This is a genomic window from Cronobacter sp. HA18006, assembly GCF_011605445.1.
Taxonomy (GTDB): Bacteria; Pseudomonadota; Gammaproteobacteria; order Enterobacterales; family Enterobacteriaceae; genus Cronobacter; species Cronobacter sakazakii.
The window spans coordinates 303,909-328,066 of the sequence record NZ_JAANQB010000020.1; the positions used below are offsets into that span (position 1 = coordinate 303,909).

Annotated in this window: 19 protein-coding genes; 9 read left to right on the plus strand and 10 right to left on the minus strand. The window is 59.9% G+C overall.

What is annotated here, in order from left to right; translation table 11 throughout:
- Nucleotides 1-6 precede the first annotated feature (6 nt).
- The 5 genes from G9X48_RS10545 to G9X48_RS10565 all read left to right on the plus strand — a co-directional run bounded on the left by G9X48_RS10545 (nt 7) and on the right by G9X48_RS10565 (nt 5,267).
- Complete coding sequence (locus G9X48_RS10545; RefSeq protein WP_097641171.1) at nt 7-861, plus strand: co-chaperone YbbN; 855 nt, start codon at nt 7-9, stop codon at nt 859-861.
- Between the two features lie 109 nt (nt 862-970).
- Nucleotides 971-1,888: an SPFH domain-containing protein gene (locus G9X48_RS10550; protein ID WP_004385479.1), complete on the plus strand. Its 918-nt coding sequence runs from the start codon at nt 971-973 to the stop codon at nt 1,886-1,888.
- The gene (locus tag G9X48_RS10555; protein ID WP_014729397.1) at nt 1,885-2,340 is read left to right on the plus strand and encodes an NfeD family protein; all 456 of its coding nucleotides are present in this window, start codon (nt 1,885-1,887) and stop codon (nt 2,338-2,340) included. The genes G9X48_RS10550 and G9X48_RS10555 overlap by 4 nt, the downstream gene beginning before the upstream one ends.
- 93 nt (nt 2,341-2,433) lie before the next feature.
- A complete protein-coding gene (locus tag G9X48_RS10560) occupies nt 2,434-4,578 on the plus strand; it encodes a hypothetical protein (protein ID WP_105629519.1) in 2,145 nt (714 codons plus the stop codon).
- Nucleotides 4,548-5,267, plus strand: coding sequence for a DUF3142 domain-containing protein (locus G9X48_RS10565; protein WP_097641169.1), 720 nt, complete (start codon nt 4,548-4,550; stop codon nt 5,265-5,267). The genes G9X48_RS10560 and G9X48_RS10565 overlap by 31 nt, the downstream gene beginning before the upstream one ends.
- A 2-nt stretch (nt 5,268-5,269) precedes the next feature.
- Here G9X48_RS10565 and cueR read toward each other — a convergent pair whose 3' ends face one another.
- Nucleotides 5,270-5,680, minus strand: coding sequence for a Cu(I)-responsive transcriptional regulator (gene cueR, locus G9X48_RS10570; protein WP_004387263.1), 411 nt, complete (start codon nt 5,678-5,680; stop codon nt 5,270-5,272).
- 171 nt (nt 5,681-5,851) lie between these two features.
- Complete coding sequence (locus tag G9X48_RS10575; protein ID WP_097641168.1) at nt 5,852-6,079, minus strand: hypothetical protein; 228 nt, start codon at nt 6,077-6,079, stop codon at nt 5,852-5,854.
- A 276-nt stretch (nt 6,080-6,355) separates the two neighbouring features.
- On the opposite strand from G9X48_RS10575, the gene copA reads away from it, so the two are divergent.
- The 3 genes from copA (at nt 6,356) to ybaK (ending at nt 10,614) form a co-directional block, all read left to right on the plus strand.
- A complete protein-coding gene (copA, locus tag G9X48_RS10580; protein ID WP_097641167.1) occupies nt 6,356-8,863 on the plus strand; it encodes a copper-exporting P-type ATPase CopA in 2,508 nt (835 codons plus the stop codon).
- 269 nt (nt 8,864-9,132) lie between these two features.
- Nucleotides 9,133-9,933, plus strand: a complete 801-nt coding sequence (locus tag G9X48_RS10585; protein WP_097641166.1) for a TraB/GumN family protein — start codon at nt 9,133-9,135, stop codon at nt 9,931-9,933.
- Nucleotides 9,934-10,134: 201 nt separating this feature from the next.
- Nucleotides 10,135-10,614, plus strand: a complete 480-nt coding sequence (gene ybaK, locus G9X48_RS10590; RefSeq protein WP_097641165.1) for a Cys-tRNA(Pro)/Cys-tRNA(Cys) deacylase YbaK — start codon at nt 10,135-10,137, stop codon at nt 10,612-10,614.
- Between the two features lies 1 nt (nt 10,615).
- Here ybaK and ushA read toward each other — a convergent pair whose 3' ends face one another.
- Nucleotides 10,616-12,268 (minus strand): bifunctional UDP-sugar hydrolase/5'-nucleotidase UshA, encoded by a 1,653-nt coding sequence (ushA, locus tag G9X48_RS10595; RefSeq protein WP_032989230.1) that lies wholly within the window; start codon nt 12,266-12,268, stop codon nt 10,616-10,618.
- Nucleotides 12,269-12,788: 520 nt separating this feature from the next.
- On the opposite strand from ushA, the gene ybaL reads away from it, so the two are divergent.
- On the plus strand, nt 12,789-14,471 hold the full coding sequence (gene ybaL / locus G9X48_RS10600; RefSeq protein ID WP_105629518.1) for a YbaL family putative K(+) efflux transporter: 1,683 nt from the start codon (nt 12,789-12,791) through the stop codon (nt 14,469-14,471).
- 462 nt (nt 14,472-14,933) lie between these two features.
- Here ybaL and G9X48_RS10605 read toward each other — a convergent pair whose 3' ends face one another.
- From G9X48_RS10605 to htpG, 7 genes are all read right to left on the minus strand, one after another.
- Nucleotides 14,934-16,238, minus strand: coding sequence for an inosine/guanosine kinase (locus G9X48_RS10605; protein ID WP_004387930.1), 1,305 nt, complete (start codon nt 16,236-16,238; stop codon nt 14,934-14,936).
- Between the two features lie 63 nt (nt 16,239-16,301).
- Complete coding sequence (gene hemH / locus G9X48_RS10610; RefSeq protein ID WP_004387931.1) at nt 16,302-17,264, minus strand: ferrochelatase; 963 nt, start codon at nt 17,262-17,264, stop codon at nt 16,302-16,304.
- A 120-nt stretch (nt 17,265-17,384) separates the two neighbouring features.
- A complete protein-coding gene (locus G9X48_RS10615) occupies nt 17,385-18,539 on the minus strand; it encodes a glycerate kinase (RefSeq protein ID WP_097640752.1) in 1,155 nt (384 codons plus the stop codon).
- A gap of 10 nt (nt 18,540-18,549) precedes the next feature.
- Complete coding sequence (locus tag G9X48_RS10620) at nt 18,550-19,815, minus strand: GntP family permease (protein WP_004385034.1); 1,266 nt, start codon at nt 19,813-19,815, stop codon at nt 18,550-18,552.
- A gap of 120 nt (nt 19,816-19,935) precedes the next feature.
- On the minus strand, nt 19,936-21,069 hold the full coding sequence (locus G9X48_RS10625; RefSeq protein WP_012125440.1) for a sugar diacid recognition domain-containing protein: 1,134 nt from the start codon (nt 21,067-21,069) through the stop codon (nt 19,936-19,938).
- Nucleotides 21,070-21,203: 134 nt separating this feature from the next.
- Nucleotides 21,204-21,848 carry an adenylate kinase gene (adk, locus tag G9X48_RS10630; RefSeq protein ID WP_007891936.1) on the minus strand — a complete coding sequence of 215 codons (645 nt, stop codon included), beginning with the start codon at nt 21,846-21,848 and terminating at the stop codon, nt 21,204-21,206.
- 367 nt (nt 21,849-22,215) lie between these two features.
- Complete coding sequence (gene htpG, locus G9X48_RS10635; RefSeq protein WP_097640753.1) at nt 22,216-24,090, minus strand: molecular chaperone HtpG; 1,875 nt, start codon at nt 24,088-24,090, stop codon at nt 22,216-22,218.
- Nucleotides 24,091-24,158 lie beyond the last annotated feature (68 nt).

The window sequence follows — 24,158 nt, forward strand, 5'->3', positions numbered from 1 at the left end:
TGACTCATGTCCGAACAGAATATTATTAACCTCAGCGAAGCGAACCTGCACCAGATCCTGGAGCAATCCATGACGGTGCCGGTGCTCTTCTATTTCTGGTCCGATCGCAGCCAGCACTGCCAGCAGCTGACGCCGGTGCTGGAAAAACTGGCGAACCAGTATCAGGGCCAGTTTATCCTCGCGAAAGTGGACTGCGATAACGAACAGGCCATCGCCGCGCAGTTTGGCCTGCGCGCCATCCCGACGGTCTATCTGTTCAGCCAGGGGCAGCCGGTGGATGGCTTCCAGGGCCCGCAGCCGGAAGAAGCGATTCGCGCGCTGCTGGACAAAGTGCTGCCGCGTGAAGAAGAGCTGAAAGCGCAGGAAGCGATGGCGCTGATGCAGGAAGGCAAACATCTTGAAGCGCTGCCGCTGCTGAAAGAGGCCTGGCAGATGTCGAACCAGGCGAGCGAAATCGGCCTGCTGCTGGCGCAGGCACAAATAGCGCTTAACCGCTCCGAAGACGCCGAAGCGGTGCTGAAAACCATTCCGTTGCAGGATCAGGACACCCGCTATCAGGGCCTGGTGGCGCAGATAGACCTGCTGAAACAGGCGGCGGACACGCCGGAGATCCAGCAGCTGCAGCAACAGGTGGAGCAACACCCGGATGACGCGCAGCTCGCCAGCCAGCTTGCGCTGCAACTGCATCAGGTCGGGCGTAACGAAGAGGCGCTGGAGTTGCTTTTCGACCACCTGAAGAAAGATCTTAGCGCCGCCGACGGTCAGGCGCGTAAAATGTTCCAGGAAATCCTGGCCGCGCTGGGCACCGGTGACGCGCTGGCGTCGAAATATCGCCGTCAGCTCTACTCCCTGCTCTACTGATCCCCACCGGCAAGGATGCCGTGACGTTCCCCTGCCAGATTCGGGCGCTGCGCCCGGCGCTGGCAGGCGGTAGAATAGTCGCTATTGCACACAACAGGAGGTTGGTTCGATGCTGTTTATTATTCCCGTACTTATTTTCGTCGCGCTGGTTATCGTTATGGCTGGCGTCAAAATCGTGCCGCAGGGTTTCCAGTGGACAGTGGAGCGCTTTGGCCGCTATACCAAAACTCTTCAGCCTGGCCTGAATCTTGTGGTGCCGTTTATGGATCGCGTGGGCCGCAAAATCAACATGATGGAGCAGGTGCTCGATATCCCGTCGCAGGAGGTTATCTCTAAAGATAACGCCAACGTCACTATCGACGCCGTCTGCTTTATTCAGGTGATCGACGCGCCGCGCGCGGCGTATGAGGTGAGCAACCTGGAGCTTGCCATCATCAACCTGACGATGACCAATATCCGTACCGTGCTGGGCTCGATGGAACTGGACGAAATGCTGTCGCAGCGTGACAGCATCAACACCCGCCTGCTGCATATTGTCGATGAAGCCACCAACCCGTGGGGCATCAAAGTCACGCGTATCGAAATCCGCGACGTGCGCCCGCCCGCCGAGCTTATCGCCTCGATGAACGCCCAGATGAAAGCCGAACGTACCAAACGCGCCTATATTCTGGAGGCCGAAGGCGTGCGCCAGGCGGAGATCCTCAAAGCCGAAGGCGAAAAACAGTCGCAGATCCTCAAAGCGGAAGGCGATCGCCAGTCGGCGTTCTTGCAGGCGGAAGCCCGTGAGCGTTCGGCCGAGGCGGAAGCGCGCGCCACGAAAATGGTTTCCGAAGCGATCGCCGCGGGCGATATTCAGGCGGTGAATTACTTTGTGGCGCAGAAATATACCGACGCGCTGCAGCAGATTGGCTCTTCCAGCAACAGCAAAGTGGTGATGATGCCGCTGGAGGCCTCAAGCCTGATGGGTTCGATAGCCGGGATCGCCGAACTCATGAAAGAGAGCGGCAACGAGCGTAAACGCCCATGATGACCCTTATCCTCTCTCACCCTCACGTCTTCTGGCTCTGCCTGGGCGGACTGCTGCTGGCGGCGGAAATGCTCGGCGGCAATGGCTTTCTGCTCTGGAGCGGCGTGGCGGCGGTAGCGACCGGGCTGCTGACCTGGCTTCTGCCGCTGGGCTGGGAGTGGCAGGGCGTGAGTTTCGCGCTGTTCATGCTTATCGCCGTCTGGCTCTGGTGGCGCTGGCTGTCGCGTCGCGCGCAGCCGCGGCCTGACAACGCGCTGAACCAGCGTGGTCAGCAGCTGATTGGCCAGCGCTTTACGCTGACGCAGTCGCTGGAGAATGGCCGCGGGCAAATTACCGTCGGTGACAGCGTCTGGCCGGTCGTGGCGAGCAGCGATTTACCGGCAGGTACAGTCGTGGAAGTGGTCGCGCTCGACGGCATTCGCCTGCGCGTGCAGGCGAGCCGGACGCAATAGCCGATTCTTGCAAGACAGCACTGTTCAATAAAAGCCTGTTCGGGCATGATCCGGACAGGCTTTTTTACAAAATATTCACAAGGAAACGACGTTATGACGCTACGACTGACAGGGATCGCCCTCGCGCTGCTGACGCTGCCCACGCTCTGCGCGCAGGCCTCTTCTGATATTGAAGACTGCACGTGGGGCACGCCGGGCTGCGTTCTGCAAGGCGAGCCATGGCTTAATGTGAATAACGACACCCGCGACAACCTGATTGGCCTTATCAGCGAGCAGAAACATTTCGCGCTGCCGGTCTGGCCGCTGCCCGCCGACACGCGCACTACCCGCGATTACCACTTCGGCTATCACGAAGAAGACGTCACGGAAACTGCCACGCCCGGCACCGCGGCAGGCGATGCGCCGGACCCGCTGGCGACGCTGCTGACCAGCATGCATCTTGACCCGGCTGCCGCGACGCAGAGCGACGCCGACCGTGAAAACCGTTTTGTCTCCAATAATTCGCAGAGCGTCATCGCGTTTCTGACCGCGCTGAATAATGAGAAATCGCTGACCGACGCGCAGCGTCAACACCTGGCGCAGGCGCGTCTGAGTATCTATCAGGCACCTGACAGCACGCCCGACAGCCTCAACGCGCCGCAGGGATCGGCCGCCGCTGCGTTCGATGAATATCTTGGCGCGGCGAGCGCGTTTTATCAGGGCGACTACCCCGCCGCGACGGAACGCTTTAGCGCGCTTAAAACCAGCAGCCAGCCGTGGGTGGCGCAGACCGCCGCCTATATGCTGATGCGCGTGGCGCTTAACCAGAGCAGCGCCGCGGCGGTGGACGATGATTACGGCCTGTTTGATACCACTAAAATCGACAAAAACGCCGCGCGCCAGGCGCTCGCTTATTCTGAGGCGTACCTGAAAGCCTGGCCGGAGGGCGACTACGCTGACTCCGCACGCGGTATGCAGCGACGCATCTACTGGTATCTCCAGGACTGGGACGCGCTGGCCCCGCGCTACGAGCAGGCGCTGAAAGCGGCACCGGACGCCGACGCCCTGCGCGCGCTGCTTTTAGAGAACGACACCAAACTGCAAAGCAAAGACGCCAGCGGCGACACCTTTTTTGTCAGCAGCCCGGACGCGCCGCTGCTCACCTTTACCCAGACGCTGCGCTGGCTGCGCGAAAATGAACGTAAAGCCGACAAAAACCCGCACGTGACGCGCCAGATGCTCGACGATTACAAACCCATCTATGAAAAAGCGGGGCTGATGCCGCTGTGGAATTACCTGCAAAACGCCTGGCTCTTCTGGCAGCAGCAGGATTACGCGGCCGTCGTGGCGGCGATTAAGCCTGCCGACAGCGTGCCGCAGAACGATATTCTCGCCTTCAGCGAGCAGGTGCTGTACGGCGACGCGCTGGGCGCGCAAAAGCAGTGGGCCGCCGCGCGCGACCACTGGCAGCGCCTGCTGAAATCCGCCAAACCGGGCGCTGAACAGCAGCTATTGCAGATGAAACTGGCGGCCGCGCTGGTTGAAAACAACGAAACGGCGGCGATTTTCGCGCCGCAAAGTCTGGTGACGGGCCTGCGCTACCGCTCGCTGGTGCTGAAAACCAGAGCGCCGCTGGATCTTCTTAAAGATCAGGCGCTGCACGGCATGAACAACGAAGAGCGCACCATTGCGCTGCACACGCTGCTTACACGCCATCTGACCGAAGGCCGTTATCAGGATTATCTCCAGGACAAAGCGCTGGCTGGCGATCTCAAACCGCTGGATGAGAAGGCATACGGTGACGTCAGCCTGACCATTTTCAACTGGAAAGGCGACGACGTGGCGAAAGGCTACGCCTGCAGGCCGCTCGACGAGACCGCGAAAACGCTGGCGGCTCACCCAGACGACAGCCACGCGCTGAACTGTCTCGGCGAGTTTTTCCGCCTGACGGGCGCGCAGGTCAACCCGTGGGGCGATAGCGGCGGCAACAGTACGCTCGATACCGTGACCCGCACCGAACACCCGGTCGGGCTGCCGAATCGTCAGCACTATTACCAGCAGGTCATCGCCAACCCGAAAGCCGAGCCGGAAGATAAAAGCTACGCGCTGTACCGCGCCGTGATGTGCTATGCGCCGTCAGGGTATAACGACTGCGGCGGTGAGGATGTCGATAAAGCGACGCGCAAAGCCTGGTTCGGGCAGCTTAAGAAAAACTGGCCGGGAAGCCCATGGGCGCAGCAGCTCAAATATTACTGGTAAGCCTGCTGCTGGCAACAACGAGCGCGTGGGCGCAGACGACGCGGGCGAATGACGCCAACTACCGGGCCTTCTGGCTCTGGTCTGGCGTCAGGCCGTCTGCGGCGCTGCGTCAGGCTGAGGTTATCTATCTGCATCAGGGCGATGTGGTCACGCGCCAGGGCAAGCCCGCGTTTGTGCGCCTCGGCCAGCCGGTCGCCCGCCTGCGCGCGCCTGCCCTCTGGCTTACCGTGCGGCTTGAGCGGCTCGATCTCAGCGATGAGATGCTCGACACGCTGGCCCGCCTGCCCGTGCGCTGGGCGCAGGCGGGAAATCCGGTGACCGGGTTACAGATTGATTTTGACGCAGCGACCCGCCGCATCGGGGATTATGGCCAGTTTTTAACGCGGCTGCGGGCGCGGCTGGATGGCCGTTTCGCGCTCGGCGTGACAGGGCTGCTCGACTGGGCGCAGACCGGCAGCGTCGCGCAGCTTAACGCCCTGCCGGTGGATGAACTGGTGGTGCAGACTTATCAGGGGCGACACACGGTGCCGGGCTACGCGCGCTATTTACCCGCCCTGCTCGGCCTGCGCATTCCGTTTAAAATTGGCATCGCGCAGAATGGCGAGTGGGATAAGGCGCAGGAGAAAACCCTTGCGGCATCGCCCTGGTATCGCGGCGTGGTGATTTTCGTGATGAACGGCGAGCGCTGATCTTACGCGTCAGCGCGTCGGTGGCAGCAGCCGGAAAGGTTATCGATAATCGGGCAGTCGGCGCTGTCATCCCCAGGACACGCGGCGGCGAGATCCAGCAACTGCTGGCGCATCGCCCGCAGGCTTTCGATATGGCTTTCGATTTCCGCCACCTTTTGCAGCGTGCGCGCTTTCACGTCCGCGCTGTGGCGCGCCGGATCGTTAAACAGATGCACCAGTTCGCGACACTCTTCCAGGTTAAACCCCACCAGCCGCGCCTGGCGCAGCAGCGTCAGTTCATCTATATGCCGCTGCGAATAGGTACGGTAGCCGTTATCGCCGCGCAGCGGCGGCGTCACCAGCCCTTTCTCTTCGTAAAAACGAATCGCTTTGCTGGTCAGCCCGGTTTTTTTTGCCACATCGCTGATATTCACGTTTCCCCCTTCAGGCGTTTGAATGACGCCGTGCCGTAAAGCCCGGTGTTACTCCACCAGATTACGCATACATTGCCATGAATGCGATTTCCCGCGGTAATCCCGGCATTTCGCTAAGGGATTATAACGCACGACGTCCCGTAAAGGCTGGCAGAAAGTTTACAGGCCAGGTTAATGCTTCTGAATCACTTTTGTGCCGAGAAACCAGCCAGCGAAGGCACCGATCGCAGCCAGTAACGGCGTTCCCACCAGGAAAATGACAAAGTTTTGCGACATTTGATCTTCACCCTGTATCGGCCCCACCACTACGCGACACACCACCGGCAAGATCAGCAGCATCAGCGCTGCGCCGCATACCGCCCCGATCGCAGCAAAAAGCGATAATTTCAGAAGTTTCATAACATTTTCCAGAATCTAAATTCTTGCGCGTGTACAAGAAGTTATCAGCGAACCACGTTAACAGAAACGCCCTGCGCTTTCGCTCTCTTCTGCGGTGCGAACCGGACATATTGCCCACCTTTCTGGCGCTATCTGGACACTTTTTTACACGCGGCTTTCCATCCGTGATTTAAAACCTTGACCTTCCCCTTGATGGAAGGTTTACGCTTAACCACAGTCGAAAGCATTTCGTTTTCCGGTCAACCCGAGGCTGACCGCTTACTGAGGAGACAACGTATGTCAAACACCATAGAACTGGCCCTGGACGGGCTTTCCTGCGGACACTGCGTAAAACGGGTGAAAGAGAGCCTGGAGCAGCGCCCGGACGTTGAACGCGCGGATGTCACGATTGAACATGCAAGCGTCACCACCACTGCGCCTGCGGACGCCCTGATTGAGACGGTGAAACAGGCCGGTTACGACGCGACGCTCGCATACCCAAAGGCTAATCCGCTGACAGAGTCATCAACCCCGTCGGAAGCACTGACAGCGGCGCAACCTGAGCTTCCGGCAGCGGATAACGCCGACGATGACGACAGCCGACAGCTGCTTATCAACGGCATGAGCTGCGCCAGTTGCGTGAGCCGCGTTCAGAACGCCCTGCAAGGGGTGGCGGGCGTCACGCAGGCACGGGTGAATCTGGCGGAGCGCACTGCGCTGGTAATGGGTCATGCCTCCGCCGCTGATTTAATCGCGGCGGTTGAAAAAGCGGGCTACGGCGCAGAGGCTATCGATGACGACGCCGAACGCCGGGAACGCCAGCAGCAGACCGCGCAGGCGGCTATGAAACGCTTTCGCTGGCAGGCGGCGCTGGCGCTCTCCGTCGGCATTCCGGTGATGATCTGGGGCATGTTCGGCGACAACATGATGGTCACTGACGCCAACCGTTCGCTCTGGCTGGTCATTGGGTTTATCACGCTCGGCGTGATGGTTTTCGCTGGCGGTCATTTCTATACCAGCGCCTGGAAAAGCCTGCGCAACCGCAGCGCGACGATGGATACGCTGGTGGCGCTCGGCACCGGCGCGGCCTGGCTTTACTCCATGAGCGTCAACCTCTGGCCGCAGCATTTTCCGATGGAAGCGCGCCATCTCTATTACGAAGCCAGCGCCATGATTATTGGTCTGATTAATCTTGGTCATATGCTGGAGGCGCGCGCGCGCCAGCGTTCATCGAAGGCGCTGGAGCGCCTGCTGGATCTGACACCGCCGGTTGCGCGCGTCGTCACGCCGGAAGGCGAAAAAAGCGTACCGCTGGCGGAAGTGACGCCGGGCATGACGCTGCGCCTCACCACCGGCGATCGCGTCCCTGTGGATGGCGACATTACCGACGGCGAAGGCTGGTTTGACGAAGCGATGCTGACAGGCGAACCGGTGCCGCAGCAGAAAGCGGCGGGTGATGCCATTCACGCGGGCACCGTTGTGCAGGATGGCAGCGTGCTGTTCCGCGCCGCCGCGGTGGGCAACCATACCACGCTGTCGCGCATTATTCGCATGGTGCGCCAGGCGCAGAGCAGCAAGCCGGAAATCGGCAAGCTGGCCGACCGCATCTCCGCGGTTTTTGTACCAGTCGTGGTGCTGATTGCGCTGTTCAGCGGCGCGGTCTGGTATTTCGCAGGCCCGGCCCCGCAGATCGTCTATACGCTGGTGATTGTCACCACGGTGCTGATTATCGCCTGCCCCTGCGCGCTGGGCCTTGCCACGCCGATGTCGATTATCTCTGGCGTCGGGCGCGCGGCGGAGTTTGGCGTACTGGTGCGTGACGCCGACGCGCTGCAACGGGCGAGCGACGTTGACACGCTGGTGTTCGACAAAACGGGTACGTTAACCGAAGGCAAACCGCAAGTGGCGGCCATCGCCACCACGGGCGACATCACCGAAGCGGACGCGCTGCGCCTCGCCGCCGCGCTGGAGCAAGGCTCCAGCCACCCGCTGGCGCGCGCCATTATCGAACGTGCCGGCGGCGCAGAACTTCCCGCCGTCCGTGGTTTTCGCACGCTGCGCGGGCTGGGCGTCAGCGGTGAGGCGGCGGGCAAAACGCTGCTGCTTGGTAATCAGGCGTTGCTGGAGGAAAACGGTATTTCAACCGACGCGCTGCGCGATGAGGCGCAGCGTCAGGCAAGCCTCGGCGCCACGCCGGTGCTGCTGGCGGTGAACGGTACGCTGGCGGCCCTCTTCGCCATTCGCGACCCGCTGCGTGAAGACAGCGCCGATGCACTGGCGCGCCTGCACCGTGAAGGCTACCGGCTGGTGATGCTGACCGGCGACAACGCCGTCACCGCAAACGCCATCGCCCGCGAGGCGGGCATTGATGAAGTGATTGCAGGCGTCCTGCCGGATGGCAAAGCGCAGGCGATTCAGAAGCTTCAGCAGGCGGGCCGCAAAGTGGCGATGATTGGCGATGGCATTAACGACGCCCCGGCGCTGGCCCAGGCGGAAGTGGGGATCGCGATGGGCGGCGGCAGCGATGTGGCTATTGAAACCGCCGCGATCACGCTGATGCGCCACAGCCTGACGGGAGTCGCCGACGCGATGGCGATTTCCAAAGCGACGCTTGGCAATATGAAACAGAACCTGCTCGGTGCCTTTATCTATAACGCACTCGGCATTCCCGTGGCGGCAGGCGTGCTGTGGCCGCTGACCGGCACCCTGCTGAACCCGGTGGTCGCAGGCGCGGCGATGGCGCTCTCATCGATTACCGTCGTCAGTAACGCCAACCGGCTGCTGCGGTTTAACCCGAAAAAATAAGCGCAAGCCCGCTCCGGCGGGCTTTTTTATGGCCGCAACACAGTGATGCAGATTCGGAAAACCAGCCAGGTTGCCTGCTACGCCGTTTCCCCTGCGCCAGCCATAGTATTTATTACACCTCACCTGAGCCCGGCATTATCGTGCTCGCCGTGTTGCACCACAGCCGCCTGCTTGCCGGTGAACGCTCCGCCCGGAGGGTTTGACCCCCTCTCGTTTGCACCCGCCCCGCCTGCGCGTTAGCATGGCTTTTTACGTCAGGGGAAGTGGTTATGGGCCTGTTACGTCGTCTGCGCACCTGGTTTGACACGCTGCGCCCCGGTTATCCGTGGCCGGCGGTGGATATTACGCTACCCGGCGGGCGCTACCTGCACCTGGTCGGCAGTATTCATATGGGCACCGCGGATATGGCGCCGCTCCCCGCGCGTCTCGTGGAAAAACTGCGGCGCGCCGACGCGCTGATTGTCGAAGCCGATATTCGCGGCGATAGCTCGCCCTTCGGCGATCCGCCGCCCTGCCCGCCGCTCTGCGAGCGTCTCGACGAGGCGCTGTTTCTCCAGCTTGAAAAACTTATCGACGATCTGGCGCTGCCGCTCTCCCGGCTCGATACGCTGCCGCTCTGGCAGGTGGCGCTGATTTTACAGGCGCACCAGGCGCAGCGCCTCGGCCTGCGGCCCGATTTCGGCATCGATTATCAGCTCTTAAACGCCGCGCAGACGCACCAGGTGAAAGTGAGCGAACTGGAGGGCGCACAGAGTCAGGTGGAGCTGCTGCGTCGCCTGCCGCAGGACGGTCTGGCGCTGCTTGAAGACACACTGACCCACTGGCACACCAACGCGCGGCTGTTGCAGATTATGATGGGCTGGTGGATGGCGCGTCCGCCCGAGGCGGCAGGCAGCGTCGCGCTGCCGAACACTTTCAGCGCCGAGCTTGGCGATATGCTGATGCAGCAGCGTAACCGGCAGTGGCATCACTACCTGCTCTCGCTGCCGCCGGGGCGTTATGTAGTAGCCGTCGGCGCGCTGCATCTTTACGGCGAAGATAACCTGCCGGCGATGTTTCACGCCTCTTAAAAAGAAGGCCAGTATCGCTACTGGCCCGTCAAAGAGGAACTTTTCGTTATTGTCGTTATGCCGCCCGCGACGGCGGACGGTTGCGGCGATTGTCGCGCAAACCATCCACGCTGCCAATATAATCCCGCAAGCTGATACAATTTTTTCGCCCCTGTCTGGCGCTATGCTGTGCCGACAGGTCACAGAAATGGGAAAGGAAACATGACGCCCGCAGTTAATCTACTCGAAAAAAATAAGATAGCTTTTACGCTGCATGCCTATGAGCACGACCCGAATGAAACCAACTTCGGCGATGAAGTGGTGCGCAAGCTCGGCCTTAATGCAGAGCAGGTCTATAAAACGCTGCTGGTGGCGGTGAATGGCGATATGAAACATCTGGCCGTCGCCGTCACGCCGGTGGCCACACAGCTGGATTTGAAAAAGGTCGCGAAAGCGCTCGGCACCAAGAAAGTGGAAATGGCGGACCCGATGATAGCGCAGCGCACCACCGGGTATCTGGTAGGCGGCATCAGCCCGCTCGGGCAGAAAAAGCGCCTGCCGACGCTGATTGACGCGTCCGCCCGCGACTTCCCGACCATTTATATCTCCGGCGGCAAGCGCGGGCTGGATATCGAACTGGCGGCGGCGGATTTAGCGACGCTGCTGAATGCGCAGTTCGCCGATATCGCCCGCCGCGACTGAGTTACTGCCAGCTCACTTCGCCTTTCGGCTCAAAAGTGTTTACATCCAGCGGCGAGCTCTGCTGGATGTACTGCTTCAGCACTTCGGCATCCACAAAACCGGTATTCACGTAACCCGGCTTTTTATCGATAGGCGGATAACCGTCGCCGCCCGTCGCGTTAAAGCTGAGCGTAGCCATACGGTAGGTTTTCGCCGGATCGACCGGTTCGCCTTTGATTTTGACGTCATTCAGCGTGCCGCCCGAGGCCGTAAAGCTCACGTTGGCGAACTGCGGATAAGCGCCGGAATCCGGTTTTTTCTGCGCGACAGCGGTCAGGTACTCCAGCACCTCTTTACCCGTCATATCGACATACACCAACGTATTGCCGAACGGCTGGACCTTGAGCACGTCTTTATAGGTAATGTCGCCGCCTTCGATGGAATCACGAATGCCGCCGCCGCTCATCACCGCGAAATCCGCGCCGGTGCGGGCTATCTGGGCGTTAAGAATTAAGTGGCCCATACTGGTCTGCACAAAACGCACTTTGCTGCGATCGCCTTCAAGCCGCCCGTTGACGCTGCCGATTTTGACCATCAGCTGCGCCTGGCCCTTTTTCTGGAATGGCGTCAGCAGCGAGAGCATCTGCGGATTCTCCGGGATCTGCGGCGTATAGAGCACGCGCTCGGTCTGGCCGTTATCCCAGGTCACTTTTTTCTTCAGGTTGATGGGGATGAGCTGATAGCGCACCAGCTTCATTTCGCCATTGCGGAACTGGAAATCCGCGCGGCCGACATATTTGCCCCACTCATGCGCCTGCACAATCCAGGTGCCGTTCTGCCGATCCGGCGCGCACGGCGTGCCCGGCACGTAATCCACCTGTTTTTTATTCTCTGACGCCATACAGACCGGATCTTGTGAGTGACCGCCCACAATCATCGTCAGCGCGCCTGCCGGCAGCGCGCGCGCCAGCTCGACATCCCCCGGCGCGTTAGAGCCGTGGTCGCCGTTATCGTAATGACCCATATGGGTGGCGGCGATGATGACATCCGGTTTTTCATTCTGCTGCAATTCCTGAATCACCAGCTTCGCTTCGTCGGCAGGCTTGCGGAATTCGATATCGGTAAAATATTCCGGATTGCCGATTTTCGCGGTGTCGTCGGTCGTTAACCCGATCACCGCGATTTTAATGCCCTGCGGTTTAAAAATCGCCCAAGGTTTAAAGAGGCGCTCATTGGTGCTTTTCTGATAGATGTTGGCGGAGAGCAGCGGGAATTTGGCCCACTTTTCCTGCTGGCGCAGCACGCTCAGCGGGTTGTCGAACTCATGGTTGCCGACGGCCATCGCGTCATAACCAATCAGATTCATGCCGCGAAAATCGGGCTCGGCGTCCTGTAAGTCAGATTCCGGCACACCGGTGTTGATATCGCCGCCGGAGAGCAACAGCACGCTGCCGCCCTGCGCGGTGACTTCACGCCGCACGCTGTCCACCAGCGTCTTCTGCGCCGCCAGACCATATTCGCCATATTCGTTGCGCCAGAAATGACCGTGATGATCGTTGGTGTGCAAAATGGTGATGTTATACGTTTTATCCTGCTCCCAGGCGGATGCCCCGCCGCTCAGCAGGCTAAGCCCCGCCAGCAGCGCGACAGCCAACCCTTTTCTGGCTAACCCCATGACAACTCTCCCTATCCTTAACGTGAATGCTGAAATTACAGCGCCTGCCGAACATACTCAACTTTGTTTTCAGATTTGCGACTTTCCTCAAAACCACAGCGTAACGGCAAGCAAGGTTTATGCCTTGTTACAAAAGCGGCGATTTAATGGCTCACAAACAAAAAAAGGTCTCTGCACGGCAAATTCACTGAATTGCTATCACCTTACGTTCATCTTCTCGTCAAAAAAGCGCCATTTTTCATCTGGGCAGCGTTATCAAAGCGTCGTTTAATTTTTCCTTTCGTAAAACACGTACTTTTGTCAGTGAAAGCACAAAATGGCCCGACCTGTTATCCGCATATCTTCTCGGTTTGTTCCTGATAATATGGATTTCTGCGTCCGGTTCGCATTTTTTGCTCTTAATGAGCGATTTCAGAAAGTTTTCGCTAATAAACTGCCCCGCGCTGCCGAAAATTGTCATAAACTGTTACGAGTTGCACGCAAAACATCCGGTGTATCACATTCAACGAAAGGAGACGGAATGCATCACGCCACACCGCTTATCACCACACTTGTCGGTGGCCTTGTTCTGGCCTTTATTCTCGGTATGCTCGCCAACCGGCTGCGCATCTCACCTCTGGTGGGATACCTGCTCGCAGGCGTGGTGGCCGGGCCATTTACGCCCGGTTTTGTCGCGGATACAAAGCTTGCGCCGGAGCTGGCGGAGCTTGGCGTGATCCTGCTGATGTTCGGCGTGGGTCTGCATTTTTCTCTGAAGGATTTGATGGCGGTAAAGTCTATCGCCATTCCCGGCGCGATTTTGCAGATAGCCGTGGCGACGCTGCTGGGCGCCGGGCTCTCCACCTTCCTCGGCTGGTCGCTGATGACCGGCATTGTGTTCGGTCTGTGTCTTTCTACCGCCAGTACCGTGGTGCTGCTGCGCGCGCTTGAAGAGCGGCAGTTGATAGAGAGCCAGCGCGGGCAGATAGCCATCGGCTGGCTTATCGTTGAAGATCTGGTGATGGTGCTGACGCTGGTACTGCTGCCTGCCGTCGCCGGGATGCTGGAGAAAGGCGATCTTGGTCTTGCAACGCTGAGCCTCGATATGGGCATTACGCTTGGCAAAGTCATTGCGTTTATCGCGCTGATGATGCTGGTGGGCCGCCGCCTGGTGCCGTGGATCCTGGCGCGCAGCGCCGCCACCGGCTCGCGGGAGCTGTTTACGCTTGCGGTGCTGGCGCTGGCGCTCGGCATTGCCTTCGGCGCGGTCGAGCTGTTTGACGTCTCGTTCGCGCTGGGCGCGTTCTTCGCAGGCATGGTACTGAACGAATCGGAGCTGAGCCACCGCGCCGCGCACGATACGCTGCCGCTGCGCGACGCCTTCGCGGTGCTGTTTTTTGTCTCGGTCGGGATGCTGTTCGACCCGATGATTCTGATTCAGCAACCGCTGGCGGTGCTGTGTACGCTGCTGATTATCCTGTTCGGCAAATCGATCGCCGCGTTTGCTCTGGTGAAACTGTTCGGCCACTCGCGCCGCACCGCGCTGACGATTGCGGTGAGCCTCGCGCAGATTGGTGAATTCGCGTTTATCCTGGCCGGGCTTGGCATGGCGCTGGATCTGCTGCCGCAGGACGGGCAGAACTTGGTGCTGGCGGGCGCGATCCTGTCCATCATGCTTAACCCGGTGCTGTTTGTGCTGCTGGAGCGTTTCCTGTCGCGCCACGACGAGCTGGAGGAGCAGACGCTGGAAGAGGCGATGAAAGAGGAACAGCAGAACCCGGTGGATATCTGCAATCACGCGCTGCTGGTGGGTTATGGCCGCGTCGGCAGCCTGCTTGGCGAGAAGCTTATCGCCGAGGGCATTCCGCTGGTGGTGGTGGAAACCTCGCGCACCCGCGTCGAGGCATTGCGCGAGCGCGGCGTTCGCGCGGTGCTTGGCAATGCCGCCAACGAGCAGACGATGACGCTGGCGCATCTCGACTGCGCGCGTTGGCTGCTGCTGACCATCCCGAACGGTTATGAAGCGGGTGAAATCGTCGCTGCCGCGCGTGAGAAGCGCCCGGATATCGAAATCATCGCCCGCGCGCATTATGACGACGAGGTGGATTACATCACCGAGCGCGGCGCGAATGAGGTGGTGATGGGCGAGCGGGAAATCGCGAGCACGATGCTGCGTATGCTCGATAAGCCCGAGCAGGCGCAGGAGATTTTGAGCCACAGTTGATGGGCGGGAAGGCGTGCGTGACGGTGAAAAAGGTGGGTGCGGCTTTGCCTTACCCACCCTACAAAAAACAGGCCGTTTAACCGCAGGGCGGGTAAGCGTTAGCGCGCCCGCAATAACGTTAACGGTTAACGTCTTCAGAAAAAAAGTGGGTGCGGCTTTGCCTTACCCACCCTACAAAACCAGGCCGTTAACCGTAGGGCGGGTAAGCGTGAGCGCACCCGCCATAACGTTAACGGTTAACGTCTCCAGAAAAAAAGGTGGGTGCGGCTTTGCCTTACCCACCCTACAAAAAGCCAGGCCGTTAACCGTAGGACGGGTAAGCGTTAGCGCACCCGCCATAACATTAACGGTTATCGTCTCCAGAAAAAAAGGTGGGTGCGGCTGCGCCTTACCCCCCCTACAAAAAACAGACCGTTAACCGTAGGGCGGGTAAGCGAATGCGCACCCGCCATAACGTAACGGTTAACGCTCCCAGTACGCCTCTTCGAGGCTATCCTCACGTTCCGGCAGGCCGCGCGTCAGGCGCGGCGAATGCTGGTTCAGCACCTGATAACTCACGCGGTTCGCGTATTTACACACCTGCGCCAGCGACGAATAAGTCAGCCAGGCGTACTTATGCTTGCTGGAGTTCGGCACGTTGGTACGGTGATAATTATTGGCGGTAATATCATGCAGCAGCGCCGCCAGCGCGCCGTCGCCGGCACCGTTAGTATTCATTATCTTCTCCGGCCCACCCATGTACGGGGCGATATGGGAGAAAATACGCAGCGGCTTTTCACAATCTTTAAAGCGCATCGCGCGGCTGAATTCATACTGGTTAAACTCGGCGATAGCCCCCGGCAGCAGCGGATGCTGGGTTTTGCGCTTGCCTTCCTCTTCGGTAAAGCCCGCCATATAAAGCCCGACCGGCCCGGCGGTGCAGAGCACCAGATCCACCCAGTCGAGCGCCTTATCCGACGCCAGCAACGGATCGCTTTCGCCCGTCAGCGCCTCGCCCTCTTCTTCGTTCATCGCGAGAATCGACACGTGCTCTTTCAGGAAATCGCGCCACCACTGCGGGTTATCGGCAATCACATATTTGGTGCCGAGCGTCAGCACCACCGGCACGTTATGCTTTTTGGCGTAACGAATGGCGGTCATGGTGGCCTCCGGCATCGGCTCGCCGGGTTTGCAGCGCACCAGATAGGAGGTCAGCACCAGCGCCGACGCGCCGGCAATCACCTCTTCCGGGATGCTCTCAGGGCGCAGCTGGTTCATCTGGCCTGGGCTGATGGCGAAGGTGCGCTCGCCCTGCTCGCTTATCAGCGTGAAGCAGCGGCCAATCGCGCCGTCGACGCCCTGGAGATAGTTCAGATCGGTACGGCTTGAGGTGTTACAGAGATAACGGTAGGCGTAGCTGCCAATCTGCACGTTATTACACATGACGCCCAGCAGCACCGAGCGGTCGTCCGCCAGTACGGAGTAGTTGTGCATCGTGTTACCAATGGTGCCGCCGGCAAACTGATGGGTGATGAGATTTTCACGCACCAGCTCCTGATACAGCGCTTCGGCGACATCGTCTTCAATCACCAGCGAATGGCCGAGACTCAGCCCGTAGCGTTCGATAAAGGCGTCATCCACGCGGGCTTCGATATCCACCAGCGTCTGGTCGATACCCACCACCCAGGAGGCGCTGACGTCGGATTCAGGTTGAATTTGTTGCAGGAGCGGATCGCGGTCGCTGACGGGAAAATAGTGTTTGGACTTACGTTTGCCGGGAAATTTCATGGTATTGCGTGCGGGTAGCTAATCAGGCGGGGAATGGTAGCACACTCCCCGCCCCGCGCGCGATTAACGGTAACGGTCGACCAGTTCCTTCATCATCGCGATATGCGCAGGCTCATCATTAAGTGCCGGAATGTATTCGTATTTTTCACCGCCCGCCTCGATAAAAATCTCGCGGTTCTGCTCGGCGATCTCTTCGAGCGTCTCCAGGCAATCCGAGGAGAAGCCCGGACACATCACCTGAATATGCTTCACGCCTTTCTCGCCCAGCATCTTCATGGTTTCGTCGGTGTACGGCGTCAGCCACGGCTCACGGCCAAAGCGCGACTGAAAGGTCATCATCACTTTTTCCGGCGCGATGCCAAGCGCCGACACCAGCTCGCGTGTGGTGTCGCGGCAGCGCTGCGGGTAGTCGTCGCCTTCATCGGCGTAACGCTGCGGAATGCCGTGGTAAGAGAGCAGTAACAGATCCGGCTCGCCATGTTTTTCAAACGAGCGCTGTACTGACTGCGCCAGCGCGCTGATGTAAGCCGGTTCGCAGGCGTAATCGCGAATAAGCGTCATGGACGGCAGCTTACGGTAGCGGGCGGTAATGCGCGCCAACTCGTCCCATACCGCCGCCACGGTGGAGCAGGAGTATTGCGGATAGAGCGCGAGCACAATGATGTGATCGACATGCTGGTCAAGGAGCTTCTGCACGGCGCTGTCGAGCGACGGCTGGCCGTAGCTCATGCCGAGCGCCACCGGCACATCGCCAAGCGCCGCGCTCAGCGCTTTCTCCTGGCGACGGCTATAGACCATCAGCGGCGAACCCTCTTCCATCCAGATGGATTTGTAGAGTTTCGCCACGCGCGGCGAACGCAGCGGCAGAATGACGCCGCGCAGCAGCGGCCACCAGATAAAACGCGGCACATCCACGACGCGCCGGTCGCTCAAAAACTGTTTTAAATAACGCTTAACGGCTGCTGGCGTTGGTGCCTGCGGGGTGCCGAGATTGACTAATAAAACGCCGCTTTTTACTGACTGCATCACGGTTCCTCATTGATGTCCGGCGCGAACGGTGCGCCTCAGGAAACCTGCCGCACCGCTGCGAATGAAAATCATTGTAACGTAAAAGTTATTCACCGGAACCGATAACAGCAAAAGGCGTTAGTGACGATTTTCCGCCAGACGCCAGAGCGCCGCCACGTTGCGGGCAGTGACGCGCAGATTGCGTGCGGCGTCATCCAGCGCCTCCTGAAGCGTGACGATGCGGTCAATCACCGAAAACGCGGCGTCAATGCCGTGCTCATGCACTATCTGATAATCGGGCGTCAGACTGCCTGCGATCGCCACCACCGGGCGCTGAAACTGTTTCGCCACGCGCGCCACGCCAACAGGCGTTTTACCGTGGATGCTCTGGCTGTCGAGCCGCCCTTCGCCGGTAATCACCAGATCCGCGTCGCGCACCGCCTGCGCAAGCCCTAATGATTCAATAACAATCTCAATGCCGGGACGCAGCTCTGCGTTGAGCATGCCGAGCAGCGCGGCCCCCATGCCGCCCGCCGCGCCCGCACCCGGCGCGCTGATAATCGCTTTGCCCGTCGCGGCTTCGAGCTGTTCGCCGAAGCGCCTGAGCGCGGCGTCCAGCTCTGTCACCATGGCAGGCGTGGCACCTTTTTGCGGCCCAAACACCGCCGACGCGCCCTTCTCACCACAGAGCGGGTTATCGACGTCGCAGGCGGCGGTCACGCTGACCTGCGCGAGGCGCGGGTCGAGTGCCGAGAGATCAAGCCGTTCCAGCCTGGCCAGCGCTGCACCGCCGGGTGCCAGCTCACACCCTTCGCCGTCGAGAAACCGCGCGCCCAGCGCCTGCATCATGCCCGCGCCGCCATCGTTGGTGGCGCTGCCGCCGATGCCGATGATAATCGCCTTCACGCCCCGCTCCAGCGCCGCGAGGATAAGCTCGCCGGTGCCGTAACTCGTGGTGATGCGCGGATCGCGCTGCGCGGTTGGCACCAGATGCAGACCGGAGGCCGCCGCCATTTCAACCACCGCCGTTTCACCGTCGCCCAGCAGGCCGAAAAAACCGTCGACTTTGTTGCCGAGCGGCGCGGTAACGGGCGTGGTGATGATCTGCCCGCCGGTCGCGGCGACCATCGCCTCGACGGTGCCTTCGCCGCCGTCCGCCATCGGCACGCAGACGTAGCTCGCCTGCGGGTAGATCTCACGAAAGCCCGCTTCGATAGCCTTCGCGACATCCATTGCGCTCAGGCTTTCCTTAAATGAATCCGGTGCGATAACGATTTTTTTCAGGGTTGTCATAGTTTATTCCTTAAGCAGCAACACCCAGTACGCCGAACATCAGCGCTGAAATGGTGGCAATGGTAAAGCCCACCAGCGTTTCATACGGTAAGAGTTTAAGTCGTTCATGCACGGTCATCCCGACGCTGCCGCCGGTCGCGTGGAAAAAGCTGCCGTGCGGCAGGTGATCGAGCACCGTCGCGCCCGCGTGGATCATCGCCGCCCCGGCAATGCCGCTGACGCCAAGCTCCAGCAGCGTATGGCTGAAGACGGCGGACGCCACGGCGGTGCCTGCGGTCGTGGACGCCGTCGCCATCGACATCAGCGTGCCGGAGAGCGGTGCCAGCAGCCACGCGGGCAGCCCGGTGTGGGTCAGCGTGTCGATCAGCACATCTTTAAGCCCCGAATTGGCGATGATGCCCGCCAGCGCGCCGGTGCCGAGCAGCATAATCGCCACCGGCGCCATGCGGCTTAAGCCTGAAACCATAAACGTATTGCACTGGCGCAGCCGCCCCATCAGCAGCGCGCCCGCAAGCCCGCCCGCCGGAAGCGCGATTAACGGGTCAACGGCGATGCCCGCGATCGGGCGCAACGACAACAACAGAATCGCTACCAGCGGCGCGCTGATGGCCGCGGCGAAACCCGGACGCGGGCCGGTATCCTGTACCGGTAGCTCTTGCTCGGTGACCCGGCTGCCTTTATTGCTTAAGCGGTTCGCCAGAAAACAGGCCATCGCCAGACCAAACAGCCCCGGAATGACGCCCGCGAGCATCACGGAGGTGAGCGGCACATGGAAGTTATCCGCCGCGGCGATGGTATTCGGGTTTGGCGACATCACGTTACCCGCTTTGCCGCCGCCAATCATGGCGAGCAGGATAGCGATACGCGAGATGCCCGCGCGCTGAGCGATAGAGAGCGCGATGGGCGCGACGGTGATCACCGCCACATCGATAAACACGCCGACCGCCGTCAGGATAAGCGTCGCGATGGCGAGCGCCAGCAGGCTGCGCTTCTCGCCGACCTTGCGCACGATGGTCTCCGCGATGGTGTGCGCCGCACCGGACTCAATCAGCACGCCTGCCAGCACGCCCGCCGCCAGAATGCGCATCACCGCGTTGGTGATGCCCTGCGCGCCTTCAATCATCAGGCTGACCGTATGGACGAGATCCGCGCCGCCGACCAGGCCGCCTGCCAGCGCGCCCGCCAGCATGCCGTAAGCCGGAGGCACTTTACGCAGAATTAATACAATCGCGACGACCAGCGCCGTCAGCGCGCCGAGAGTGGATACCGTTGTCATTATTGTTTTCTCTTTGAGGTAAGGGTCAGGACAACATAGCGTCGCGCTGCGGGGAAAGCCTGAGCGAAACCCACAAAGAAAGCGCGCCGCCGCCCGCCTGCGTTTGTGGGTTTCTACAACTCACGCCTGTGTCAGCATCCCGACATAAAGCTGGAGGCAGTCAGATAACTGGTTGATTTTAAGGCCGGTGATGGCCTCGATACGCTGTAGCCGATAGCGCAGGGTGTTGACGTGAATATGCAGCGCGCTCGCCGTCTGCGCCTGCTCACAGTTTCGGGAAAAATAGTGGCGCAGCGTCTGGCGCAGCACGCCTTTATCATCGTGTTCCGCCAGCCTGCGCCAGGGCGCGCCAAGCTCTTCGGCGCGCCAGTCGTCACCGAGATCGCAAAGCAACGCCGCCAGCGGATTTTCATCATAAACCAGCGTCTTGTGGCGAAGCTTAAGACGGCGCGCCATCGACTGCGTGGCCCGCGCCGCGCGCAGCGAACGGGACGGCCCCGCGTCGCCGGGGTAAAAGCCGCCCAGGATCAACCGCACGTTAAACCGCCCCTGCCAGAGCGCGTGCAGATGCTGCGCCTGGTGACGTTCCTGCTGCGGGCTCCACTGGCCGTTTTCCATGCTCGCCGGGCGCAGCATGACCATTTCGCTAAAACCGGTCATGGCGAACAGCGCATCGCGCGCCTCGCGCTCAAGCTCCGCGAGCAGTTCGCGCATCTGTTGCGGGTTGCCGTCGCGCAGTTCGATTATCCACGCGATACGCGGCACCGAGAGCGCAACGCCAAGCCAGGCGGCCATCGATTCGCGCGCCTCTGTGTCGCCGCCGCCTGCCAGCAGTTGTAGCGTCAATTCTTCGCGGTAGCGTTTCTCCCACTGGTTTTGCTCAAGCAGCGCCGCCTGTTCGACCATCAGTTCGGCCGCCATTTTTACCAGTTCGCCACAGGCGCGCACCTGCGAGGGCTCGCCGGAAATACCGATAACGCCAATCTGACGCTGGCGAAAACAGAACGGCAGATTGATGCCAGGGCGCACGCCCTTCAGATGACGCGCGGTGGCGGCGTCTATCTCCACGACGCGGCTCTCGGCGAGCGCCAGCAGCGCCCCTTCGTGACGCTCCATCAGGCGCTGCGGATCGCCGGAGGCGATGATGACGCCGTGGCTGTCCATGACGTTAACCGGGTAATCGATGATGCTCATGGCGCGCCGGACAATCAGCCGGGCGGTGGACTCATCCAGGAGCGGAGTCTGTCTGAACATGCGGGTTTCCTGTGTGTTGATCCGCAAACGTTATACGCCCTCAGGCAGGAAAATTTAAGGCGCAGGCGGCAAGGATGTGAGGCACAGATAGCAAAACGCCGGGCAGAGCCCGGCGTTGGTCATATCTCTTCGGCTTAACCGAGGATTTTTTCCAGTTCGGCGCGCACGTCGCCAACGGCTTTGGTGCCGTCGACTTTGGCGTAACGGGTGTTGCCCGCTTCCGCTTCTTTGCGGTAGTAACCGATCAGCGGCTCGGTCATCTCATGGTATTCCACCAGACGCTTACGCACGGTTTCTTCCTGATCGTCTTTACGGGTGGTCAGCGCTTCGCCGGTCACGTCGTCTTTGCCTTCCACTTTCGGCGGATTGAATTTGATGTGGTAAACGCGACCAGACGGCGCGTGAACGCGGCGGCCAACGATACGGTCAACAATCAGTTCATCCGGCACGTCAAATTCCAGCACGTAGTCAACGTTGATGCCCGCTTCCTTCATGGCGTCCGCCTGAGGAATGGTGCGCGGAAAACCGTCCAGCAGGAAACCGTTGCGGCAATCTTCCTGAGCGATACGCTCTTTGACCAGCGCAATTACCAGCTCGTCGGTAACCAGCTTGCCGGCGTCCATGATGTCTTTAGCCTGTTTACCCAGCTCAGAGCCAGATTTCACTGCCGCGCGCAGCATGTCACCGGTGGAGATTTGCGGAATGCCGTATTTCTCCATGATGAATTGTGCCTGAGTCCCCTTTCCTGCGCCCGGAGCGCCGAGCAGAATAATACGCATTGCGTAATTCTCCATACGTTTGCATTTTCACTACGTGATTGAAGCGAAAACCATACCATTAAAGGCGCTATGCCGACAACAAACGCGGCGGAGGGTGAATGGTTTCACCGGGGCGTGACGGGCAGAAAATGGGGTATGCGGTATAAAAAAGGCGGGCACACGAGGTGTCCGCCTTTTTATAAGTGATGGGATGAGGAAACGTTTTACGATGGCGGGTGCGCGTTGCTTACCCGCCCTACAGACTGCCTGCTCCGCTTTACGACGGCGGGTGCGCTAACGCTTACCCGCCCTACGTTAATACAATGCCCTGGCTGTAGGGTGGGTAAGCGTTAGCGCACCCACCATTCCTGCCCTATCCCGACAGCTATCAGGAGACCAGCAGCTGGTTCATACGACGGATAAACTGGTTAGGATCTTCCAGCGTTCCGCGCTCGGCGAACAGCGCCTGATCGAGCAGCAGCTCCACCCACTCTTTAAACTGCGCCTCATCCTGGGTATCGGCGGTGCGTTTCACCAGCTGATGATCCGGGTTCAGCTCAAAAATGTATTTCACTTCCGGCACCGCCTGGCCCGCCGCGGCGAAGAGTTTCGCCATCTGCGTGCTCATCTCGTCGTTGTCGGTGGTGACAATCGCTGGCGTGTCGGTCAGACGGTGCGTCAGACGCACCTCTTTCACGCGATCGCCCAGCAGGGTTTTCACACGCTCAACGAACGGCTCGAGGGCTTTTTCCGCTTCTTTGGCACTGTCGTCGACTTCATCCGCCAGTTTCTCCAGCGATTCGTCGGCTTTCGCCACAGACTGGAACGCTTTACCGTCAAACTCGGTGAGATAGCTCATCATCCATTCGTCGATGCGATCGGAAAGCAGCAGCACTTCGATGCCTTTCTTACGCAGCAGCTCCAGATGCGGGCTGCTCTTCGCGGCCGCGTAGCTGTCGGCGGTGATGTAGTAGATCTTCTCCTGCCCTTCTTTCATACGGGAGACATAATCTGCAAGCGACACGGTCTGCGCGGCGGAATCGGTATGCGTGGAGGCGAAACGCAGCAGCTTGGCAATCGCTTCCTGGTTGGCGCTGTCCTCCGCCGGGCCTTCTTTCAGTACCAGGCCGAACTGTTTCCAGAAGGTCTGGTATTTTTCGGCGTCGTCTTTAGCCAGTTTCTCCAGCATCTGCAACACGCGTTTGGTCAGCGCGCTGCGCAGGTTACGGGTGATGGAGCTGTCCTGAAGAATCTCGCGCGATACGTTGAGCGGCAGATCGTTGGAGTCAATCAGGCCGCGCACAAAGCGCAGGTAGTTCGGCATGAACTGTTCGGCGTCGTCCATGATAAACACGCGCTGCACGTAGAGTTTCAGACCGTGTTTATGATCGCGGTTCCACATATCCCACGGCGCCTGGGACGGGATGTACAGCAGGCTAGTGTACTCCTGCTTCCCTTCCACGCGGTTGTGGCTCCAGGTCAGTGGATCGGTGAAGTCGTGCGCGATGTGTTTATAGAACGCTTTATATTCGTCGTCGCTGACTTCGCCTTTACTGCGGGTCCACAGCGCCTGTGCCTTGTTGATTTTCTCCCAGGAGACGATGGTTTCGCCGTCTTTCTCCTCGCGGGTTTCAATCTCAACCGGCAGCGCGATATGGTCGGAGTATTTGCTGATGATCGAACGCACACGCCAGTCGTTTAAGAACTCATCTTCGCCTTCGCGCAGGTGCAGCGTGATTTCGGTGCCGCGATCCGCTTTGCTGATATCCGCAACGGTATATTCGCCTTCGCCTTCTGATTCCCAGAACACCGCTTCATCGGCGCTGACGCCTGCCGCGCGGGTGCGCACAGTCACTTTATCGGCGACGATAAACGCCGAGTAGAAGCCCACGCCGAACTGACCGATAAGCTGGCTGTCTTTCGCCTGGTCAGAGCCCATCGATTCAAGGAATGCTTTGGTGCCCGATTTCGCGATGGTACCAAGATGGTCGATGACCTCATCGCGGGTCATCCCGATGCCGTTATCGGCGATGGTCAGGGTGCGTTTGTCTTTATCAAACGACACGCGCACGCGCAGATCGCCGTCGCCTTCATAGAGATCGGGGCTGGAAAGCGCACGGAAGCGCAGTTTGTCCGCCGCATCCGAGGCGTTGGAGATAAGCTCACGCAGGAAAATCTCTTTATTCGAATAGAGAGAATGGATCATCAGGTGCAGAAGCTGTTTTACCTCTGACTGAAAACCACGGGTCTCTTGTCCTTTCATAATGGTGATACCTCAACAAAACAGGCCACAGTGAACAAAAACGGTTGAGGCAGAGATGGGGATAGCGG

Excerpts from the sequence above, each read along its gene's own strand:
- G9X48_RS10545 (WP_097641171.1), top strand. The coding sequence starts at position 7 with ATGTCCGAACAGAATATTATTAACCTCAGCGAAGCGAACCTGCACCAG.
- G9X48_RS10550 (WP_004385479.1), top strand. The coding sequence starts at position 971 with ATGCTGTTTATTATTCCCGTACTTATTTTCGTCGCGCTGGTTATCGTT.
- G9X48_RS10555 (WP_014729397.1), top strand. The coding sequence starts at position 1,885 with ATGATGACCCTTATCCTCTCTCACCCTCACGTCTTCTGGCTCTGCCTG.
- G9X48_RS10560 (WP_105629519.1), top strand. The coding sequence starts at position 2,434 with ATGACGCTACGACTGACAGGGATCGCCCTCGCGCTGCTGACGCTGCCC.
- G9X48_RS10565 (WP_097641169.1), top strand. The coding sequence starts at position 4,548 with ATGGGCGCAGCAGCTCAAATATTACTGGTAAGCCTGCTGCTGGCAACA.
- G9X48_RS10575 (WP_097641168.1), bottom strand. The coding sequence starts at position 6,079 with ATGAAACTTCTGAAATTATCGCTTTTTGCTGCGATCGGGGCGGTATGC.
- copA (WP_097641167.1), top strand. The coding sequence starts at position 6,356 with ATGTCAAACACCATAGAACTGGCCCTGGACGGGCTTTCCTGCGGACAC.
- G9X48_RS10585 (WP_097641166.1), top strand. The coding sequence starts at position 9,133 with ATGGGCCTGTTACGTCGTCTGCGCACCTGGTTTGACACGCTGCGCCCC.
- ybaK (WP_097641165.1), top strand. The coding sequence starts at position 10,135 with ATGACGCCCGCAGTTAATCTACTCGAAAAAAATAAGATAGCTTTTACG.
- ushA (WP_032989230.1), bottom strand. The coding sequence starts at position 12,268 with ATGGGGTTAGCCAGAAAAGGGTTGGCTGTCGCGCTGCTGGCGGGGCTT.
- ybaL (WP_105629518.1), top strand. The coding sequence starts at position 12,789 with ATGCATCACGCCACACCGCTTATCACCACACTTGTCGGTGGCCTTGTT.
- G9X48_RS10605 (WP_004387930.1), bottom strand. The coding sequence starts at position 16,238 with ATGAAATTTCCCGGCAAACGTAAGTCCAAACACTATTTTCCCGTCAGC.
- hemH (WP_004387931.1), bottom strand. The coding sequence starts at position 17,264 with ATGCAGTCAGTAAAAAGCGGCGTTTTATTAGTCAATCTCGGCACCCCG.
- G9X48_RS10615 (WP_097640752.1), bottom strand. The coding sequence starts at position 18,539 with ATGACAACCCTGAAAAAAATCGTTATCGCACCGGATTCATTTAAGGAA.
- G9X48_RS10620 (WP_004385034.1), bottom strand. The coding sequence starts at position 19,815 with ATGACAACGGTATCCACTCTCGGCGCGCTGACGGCGCTGGTCGTCGCG.
- G9X48_RS10625 (WP_012125440.1), bottom strand. The coding sequence starts at position 21,069 with ATGTTCAGACAGACTCCGCTCCTGGATGAGTCCACCGCCCGGCTGATT.
- adk (WP_007891936.1), bottom strand. The coding sequence starts at position 21,848 with ATGCGTATTATTCTGCTCGGCGCTCCGGGCGCAGGAAAGGGGACTCAG.
- htpG (WP_097640753.1), bottom strand. The coding sequence starts at position 24,090 with ATGAAAGGACAAGAGACCCGTGGTTTTCAGTCAGAGGTAAAACAGCTT.